Source organism: Desulfovibrio desulfuricans DSM 642 (assembly GCF_000420465.1).
Classification (GTDB): domain Bacteria; phylum Desulfobacterota; class Desulfovibrionia; order Desulfovibrionales; family Desulfovibrionaceae; genus Desulfovibrio; species Desulfovibrio desulfuricans.
Genome location: NZ_ATUZ01000018.1, coordinates 170921 through 177308, shown reverse-complemented (window position 1 = coordinate 177308; position 6388 = coordinate 170921). Strand labels below are relative to the sequence as shown.

The window sequence follows — 6388 nt, the reverse complement described above, 5'->3', positions numbered from 1 at the left end:
ACGGTTCTGTTTCTGAGGTCGCGAAAAAGAGTTTCTGGGCTTGTATCCATTGATGCCATCGGAGTTGGGATTTTGAACGCCATAAATCCTCCTAGCATAGTATATAAAAATATATTTTTTCGAATAAGCTGCTTAAAACGAAAAATAGAAGAACTGTGCCCCAAGCACAAGTAAGAAAAAAATCAAAATATAGGGCTAATCGCGCGAAAGCAGTTAACGTAAAAAACCCCCGACCATTTTTCAATGATCGGGGGTTTTAATTACCTATCTGGTGGAGCTGAAGAGAATTGAACTCTTGACCTCTTGAATGCCATTCAAGCGCTCTCCCAACTGAGCTACAGCCCCATGAGAAATTTGGAATTATACTTTTTCGCCGTGGGGTGCAAGTATTTATTTCAGCTAGTCAAAAGAAAATGCCGAGAGCGGTGCGCCCATAGCCCTGCCGTGCCAGGCAAGCTTGCCCTGCGCGACTCCGGCAGCCCCGGCAATCACCATCAGCGGGATCAGATGCTCCTCGCGCGGGTGGGCAAAGCGCGCACCGGGGGCCTTTTCCCATTCCGCAAGGGCAGCGTTGCGCATGGCGGCATTGGGGTTGCACACGGCATCCGCCAGCCAGTTGTCAAAAACATCCGCCCCTTCAATGGGCGTGTTATCCCCGTAGCGGAAGGCCCGCATGTTGTGAAAGCTCATGCCGCTGCCCACAAACAGCACGCCTTCCTCGCGCAGAGGGGCCAGCGCCCGCCCCAGGGCCAGATGCTCCAGCGGATCAAGCCCCCGCCGCAGCGATAGTTGTATCGTGGGCATCTGCGCCTCTGGATACATCAACAGGCCCGGCACAAACACGCCGTGGTCAAAGTCCCGCGTAGTGTCCTCTGCCAGCGGCAACCCTGCCGAGCGCATGCACTGGCCCACACGGTCAAACAGTTCCGGCGCGGGCGGCGCAGGCCACTGCAACTCATAGGTATGCGGCGGAAAGTCGTAGTAATCGTAATACAGGCCAGGGGTCCGCGTGGTCAGCAGGGTAAATTCCGACTGCTCCCAATGGGCGGAGAATACAATCTGCGCCCTTGGCTGTTGCGGCAACGTTGCCGGGATGGAGCGCATCCAGCCGCCAAGGGCATTCCATGTGTCCGGCGGCATCCAGTCCATAAAAAAGCAGGGGCCGCCGCCGTGGGGGATGTAAAATGCGGGCATGGTCATGATGCGCCTCGCTGGTGGATGTGGATGTCACAAAACTAGCTTGAGGAGGGAAGATGCAGCTATCAGCGTAGCGCCAAATCCTGCCGGGGCCAAGAGCCGTAGCGACCAGTACAGACAAATTTTTGCGGGTGCAAGCCAAGCCCATAATGAAGGCGGGCATTCCGCAGAATACCCGCCTGTGCATACAGTCATGTTTGCGGGCAACGCCCTTTATCCATCCTCGCGCCATGCGCCGCGCCCTGTTACCCACAGCCAGAGGCAGAGCACGCCGAGCAGCACGGCAAAACCAAGATGCACAAGGTCAATAAAGGTTGTCATACCCGGCGAAAACGTGATGGAAGGCAGGTTTTTGGCAACGCGGGCCATGCCGCTCAGCACCACAACCCCCAGCACTGCCAGCCGCACCTTGCCCCAGTAGGCAAGGCGGCCCCGCAGCCTGCCGCGCACCTGCAGGGTCAGCCAATACAGTCCCAGCGCCAGCAGCAGGGCAGCCAGAATATAGTGGACGTTCAGCGTGGTGTAAAAATCGCCTGTCCATGTGAGGCCGGGAACTTTGGCAATGCCGTATCGGCTTGCCACGGGCAGTTGCATCATGCCCGTAAAGCCGAGCAGAAGGGCCACGGTCACCCACAGCTTCTTGAGCAAGCCGCCGGAGAGGGCAGCTTCAGTCTTGGGGTCATGCAGCGCACCCTGAGGGCGGGCCTGCGTGTGGCTCGGGCCTTGCCCCTGGCGTGCGGCATTTACCAGCGCCCCTGCCACGCCCACCAGCGGTGCCGTTATCAGCATGCGGGTGAGGTTGCCAGCCTGCGCCATGGAGTCCTCCACCGGGCCAAAGGTGGGCTTGCCGGGGCCGGGTTTGGCCTGCGCCGCCAGTTCGGAAAACGGCACGGGCGATAGATAAAAAGTATTGGTGCCGCCGTTTTCCGTCACGCCATAAAGGTACGCGCCGCGCTCCTGCGCCAGCTTGCGGGCCTGCGCCAGAATTTCATCGCGGGGGCCAATGGTCTGCACCTGCTGGGGGCAAACCTCTACACAGGCGGGCAGTTGGCCGTGGGCAAAGCTGTCTGCGCAGCGGTCGCACTTGTACATGATGCCGTTGCCGGCAAAGCGCGGCATGAGGTCAAGATACAGCCCCACGCCCGATTGCCGCTGCGGGATGTGCCAGGGGCAGACCGTGCGGCATTTTGCCCCGCCAAGACAGGTCTGGCTGTCTATGCTCACCGTGCCTGTCTCTGGCTGGCGGCTGGCCGCGCCCCATGGGCAGAGGTTGGCGCAGGGCGGATTTGTGCAGTGCAGGCAGCGGCGGGGAATATGCAGTTCAAGCGGCGCGCCGTCCTTCTGCACGGTAACGCTCTCAATATACAGCCAGTTATAGGGCGTGAGCCTGTCGTCCACATCCCGCTTGCCAGACCAGTCCTCGTCCTTGGTTCCGGGCGGAAACATGACCGGCAGGGGCTTTTTGACTTCCGGATAGCGGTTCCCGTTACGATCGCGGCAGCCCTCCACGCACTGGCCACAGCCGATGCATTTTTCAATGTCGAGCAGGGTTGCGTATTCCGCATGCTGGGCAGAGGCGCTCGCGCCATTGGTTTCGGCCCGGGCATCCAGCCCCGCAGCCGCAATGCCTGCCGTAGAGGCCGCGCCCACCAGAAAATTACGTCGGGTCAGTGCCATGTATGCTCCCTTATCGGCATATGCGGGCGCAAGGGTGCAGCCGAATTGCCGATTATTACGATTCATTCGCAATATGGCATATTCCGAAAAAGAGTGCAATTTATAGCATACTTTTACAGTATGGCTTGAAGGGGAAGGCAAATAGGCAGAGCACGGCAGAAAGCCCGAGCAGGAATGAAAAGCTTATGTCGTCAGGCCAGAAAATCAGGCCCAAGAAGCTGGGAAGTCGGCCCAATAGCCCGCAGCAGGGGGCAGGCTATTCTTCGCGGGGCAGCACGGGCACATAGACATCGTGGGTGCCGGACTGAATAAAGCGGCTGTCGTAGCGCTCGAAGCAGGGCTTGTCGACCAGAACGGTATAGCCGCCCGGCGTTTGAGGCCATTCGTCATACATGTAGTCGTATGCTTCCTGAAGCATGCCTGCGGCGGGGATGCGGCAACAGGCATAGAGACCGCCCGGCAGGGTTACCGCGTCCATGCCTGCGGGAGGCGCGGCAAGTTCCGGAGCTTCCATTGCAGCCCAGTAATCAAAAGCCAGTCCTGCATGGTCTGTAAACAAAGAAAGCCCGTAAGACGGCCCCTGATAGGTATTGCTGGGCTTGCCGCTCAGCTCTGGCATGCGGGGGGTAAAGACCTCATTCCACAGCCGGGGGCATTCCTGCGGGGCGTTGTGCAGGGTTGTGTGGATGCGCACACCGAAAAGGCGGACACTGTGGTGTTGCAACACCACAACGGCAAAAGGCATTGGCATGAACGCTCCTCGGCTGGTCTGATCACAGGGCAACAGTTTTCGGCCGCAGGGGTGAAATGACGTCAGTCCCCCATATGCGTCGGCCAGCCGTTTTGCATGTACCAGTTATGTTAACATGTCAACCGGTATACCAATGTGATGAAATCGTCATGGGCATATATTATGCTGAATTATATTTAAAATTTGTAGATGATGATTTATAATTACTAGCAGTCTGTTTACAAAAGCGAGGCGTGCCTTGCATCCATGCCACTGACCATACCACAGGCCCTTGCCGCTGCTATGGCTCGCGTGGACAGCGCCCCCGGCTCCCGCTAGTGTGAGTCATGCCGTAACCCCCCAGTCTGGCGCGCAGGCGCGCCGCAAGCAGGAGCCGTCATGCACCATGCCACTATGCTTCCACGCTATACCCGGCGCGCATTTTGCTCCTTGGCGCTGGGAACCTGCGCCGCTCTGCTGCTGCCCTGTTCCTGTATGGCCTCCATTGCGCAGGGCATCGGCAAGCCGGTGAGCGATGAGGCCCTCAAAGCCGAATTTGCAGAAATGTGCGCCGGTGCGGAGCAGATGCTCGCCGGGCAGCGGCCAGCGGAAGATTTGCGCGCCATGGTTGCCCAGGCAAGGCAGGCCCATGACCGTCTGCTGCCTCTGCCGGATATTGGCGGGCCGGAGAACCTGACCTACCCCAGTTTTCTGGTAGGGCCGCAGTATGCGGCGCTGTACACTGCCATGCGCGAGCACGGATTCAGCGCCAGGGATGTGGGCAAGCTTGTGTACGATCTGGCGGTCTACAGTTTTGAGGAGCAGAAGGAAGCCTACCGCGCCAACGGGCAGCGGTTCTTTACGCCGGAGTATTTTGCCCTGTTGCAGGGCTGGGCCATGCGCAGCCAGCAGCGGCGCTATCCGCTGGATTGGGTGCAGACGGTATTTCGGGGTGATGGGCGCGATTTTGATATCGGTGTAAACTACACGGAATGCGGGCTGATGAAGTATTTTGCCTCGCTGGGCATGCCCGAGCTGGCTCCTTATCCTTGCCGGGTGGACTTTCCCACCGCACGGGCGGAGGGCACGGGCCTTGCGCGCACCTCAACGCTGGCTGAGGGCGGCAAGGTATGCGACTTCCGCTACAAGCAGGGGCGGGAAACAACCCAGGGCTGGGACATGGCGTGATGCGGCTGTTGCGCGGTGGCCTTGCATCCATGCCGCGCACAGTCGTCAGCAGGTTTTGACCGCCAGCACGTCCTTTTCAACCAGCTTGCGCATGGTTTCCGCACAGCGAAAAATATCCCTGCCCACAATGTCTGCTTCTTCAAGCAGCGTGGTTTCGCCATCGGCATAGGCCAGCAGATCCATCATCAGATTGACCTGTTCCGTACAGGAAGTTTTTGTGCTCAGCGTGGGGTAGAGGCCGCGTTTGCCCAGCTGCGGTTCGCACAGCACGCGCGGCTCGTAGGTGACGTTTTCTTCCAGCGCTTCAAGGATGCGCGTCATGATGTTCACGCTGCCTTCAAGCCCCTTTTGCGTAACAAGCGAACAGTCGTCCAGCGAGGTGTGGTACTCGGGGTAGACGTGGTATTTGCTGCGCATGACGCTGCACAGGGGCAGGTCGATGCCGGGCGCGCAGTACTGGCGCTCGTCGCTCTCGCGGTCAAGAAAGGTGTAGCGGATAAAATCGGGTGCAAAATGGTGCAGCACGTGCAGGGCGGCCTTGTCGGCCAGAGTGTTGCCCTTGCGGCTGGGCAGATAGGAATAGGCCCGTTCATCGCCCATGCAGGTGAGGTTGAAGCCCGCCACCACATTGCGGCGCAAGGCCTCGTGGTTGCGGCTCAGATAGGTGATGGAGCCGATGGTTTCGGGCACAAAGGCAAAACGGTAGGTGTAGCGGCGCGGGCGCTGCGCCACCCACTGCGCAAGGGCCGTGGCCACCACCGGGCCGGAAAGCTCGTTGTTGGCCATGGAGGGGTGGCAGATGTAGGTGGAAAGAAAAACTTCTTTTTCGCTCTGACCGGGAATAACAAGATCGCCGTACGTCAGATGCCCCGGGGCAAGGGTGGAATCTATGAAGGCATGGTACATGCCGGGGGCCAGCTTTTGCCGCTCGTCGTGCTTGATGCAGAAGCCCCAGCGCCGGGCATAGTATGATGTGATGTAAGGAATGGCATTGGGCATTTCGGGCAGGGAATGCAAATGATTTTGCAGATCTTCCAGCGAAATGTCGCAGTCAACGGGTTCGGAATACCCCATCACATGCAGATTGGTGTCGGCAAAGTCGGCAATCACTTCGCCCGATGGGCCAGTCAGCCGCGCGCCCCTGATGTTCCATTCGTCCGGCACTGTCCAGTCAAAAACCTTGGATCCAGACGGCACCTCAACGGTGCGTAATCCCGGTAATTCTTCCTGCAACATGCGCAACGTCTGCCGCACCCCGTTGCCCGTAATACTGCGGCATATGGGAAAAAGGCTGCGAAGAAAGTCGTGGAAGCTCGTCATTATCCTTCCTTATGTTGGCATCGCGTGAGGCAGCAATTCCCAAAAGGGGCACTAACCCTAAGGGGCACTAACCCTAAGGAGCACTAACCCTGAGCGCCGAATTCCAGGGGGGGAATTTTCCGCCGGCAATGCCTGTCGCGAGCTTGCTTATGGCGACTGAGGCGCGCAGTCAAGCAGCAATTTTCTGTAAAACGGAAAAAAGATGCCCGCTGCCCCCATACAGGGCTTTTGTTCCCGGTCGTCGCGCAGGCCAGAACTGCCATTATGACCGCGCGC

The 6388-nt window shown here is 58.8% G+C and carries 5 protein-coding genes and 1 tRNA gene; 1 reads left to right on the top strand and 5 read right to left on the bottom strand.

Annotated features, from left to right (window positions below; translation table 11 throughout):
- Nucleotides 1-269: 269 nt before the first annotated feature.
- The 4 genes from G449_RS0114240 to G449_RS0114225 form a co-directional block, all read right to left on the bottom strand.
- A tRNA-Ala gene (locus tag G449_RS0114240) sits at nt 270-345 on the bottom strand.
- A 54-nt stretch (nt 346-399) separates the two neighbouring features.
- Nucleotides 400-1200: a DODA-type extradiol aromatic ring-opening family dioxygenase gene (locus tag G449_RS0114235; RefSeq protein ID WP_022659992.1), complete on the bottom strand. Its 801-nt coding sequence runs from the start codon at nt 1198-1200 to the stop codon at nt 400-402.
- Between the two features lie 210 nt (nt 1201-1410).
- The gene (locus G449_RS0114230) at nt 1411-2874 is read right to left on the bottom strand and encodes a 4Fe-4S dicluster domain-containing protein (RefSeq protein WP_022659991.1); all 1464 of its coding nucleotides are present in this window, start codon (nt 2872-2874) and stop codon (nt 1411-1413) included.
- 256 nt (nt 2875-3130) lie between these two features.
- On the bottom strand, nt 3131-3625 hold the full coding sequence (locus G449_RS0114225) for a GyrI-like domain-containing protein (RefSeq protein WP_022659990.1): 495 nt from the start codon (nt 3623-3625) through the stop codon (nt 3131-3133).
- Between the two features lie 378 nt (nt 3626-4003).
- On the opposite strand from G449_RS0114225, the gene G449_RS17305 reads away from it, so the two are divergent.
- Entirely contained in the window at nt 4004-4792 is a 789-nt protein-coding gene (locus tag G449_RS17305; protein WP_022659989.1) for an L-2-amino-thiazoline-4-carboxylic acid hydrolase, read from the top strand.
- 45 nt (nt 4793-4837) lie between these two features.
- Here the strand turns inward: G449_RS17305 and G449_RS0114215 are convergent, their stop codons facing one another.
- On the bottom strand, nt 4838-6112 hold the full coding sequence (locus tag G449_RS0114215; RefSeq protein ID WP_022659988.1) for a DUF4910 domain-containing protein: 1275 nt from the start codon (nt 6110-6112) through the stop codon (nt 4838-4840).
- Nucleotides 6113-6388: the final 276 nt, after the last annotated feature.

Excerpts from the sequence above, each read along its gene's own strand:
- G449_RS0114235 (WP_022659992.1), bottom strand. The coding sequence starts at position 1,200 with ATGACCATGCCCGCATTTTACATCCCCCACGGCGGCGGCCCCTGCTTT.
- G449_RS0114230 (WP_022659991.1), bottom strand. The coding sequence starts at position 2,874 with ATGGCACTGACCCGACGTAATTTTCTGGTGGGCGCGGCCTCTACGGCA.
- G449_RS0114225 (WP_022659990.1), bottom strand. The coding sequence starts at position 3,625 with ATGCCAATGCCTTTTGCCGTTGTGGTGTTGCAACACCACAGTGTCCGC.
- G449_RS17305 (WP_022659989.1), top strand. The coding sequence starts at position 4,004 with ATGCACCATGCCACTATGCTTCCACGCTATACCCGGCGCGCATTTTGC.
- G449_RS0114215 (WP_022659988.1), bottom strand. The coding sequence starts at position 6,112 with ATGACGAGCTTCCACGACTTTCTTCGCAGCCTTTTTCCCATATGCCGC.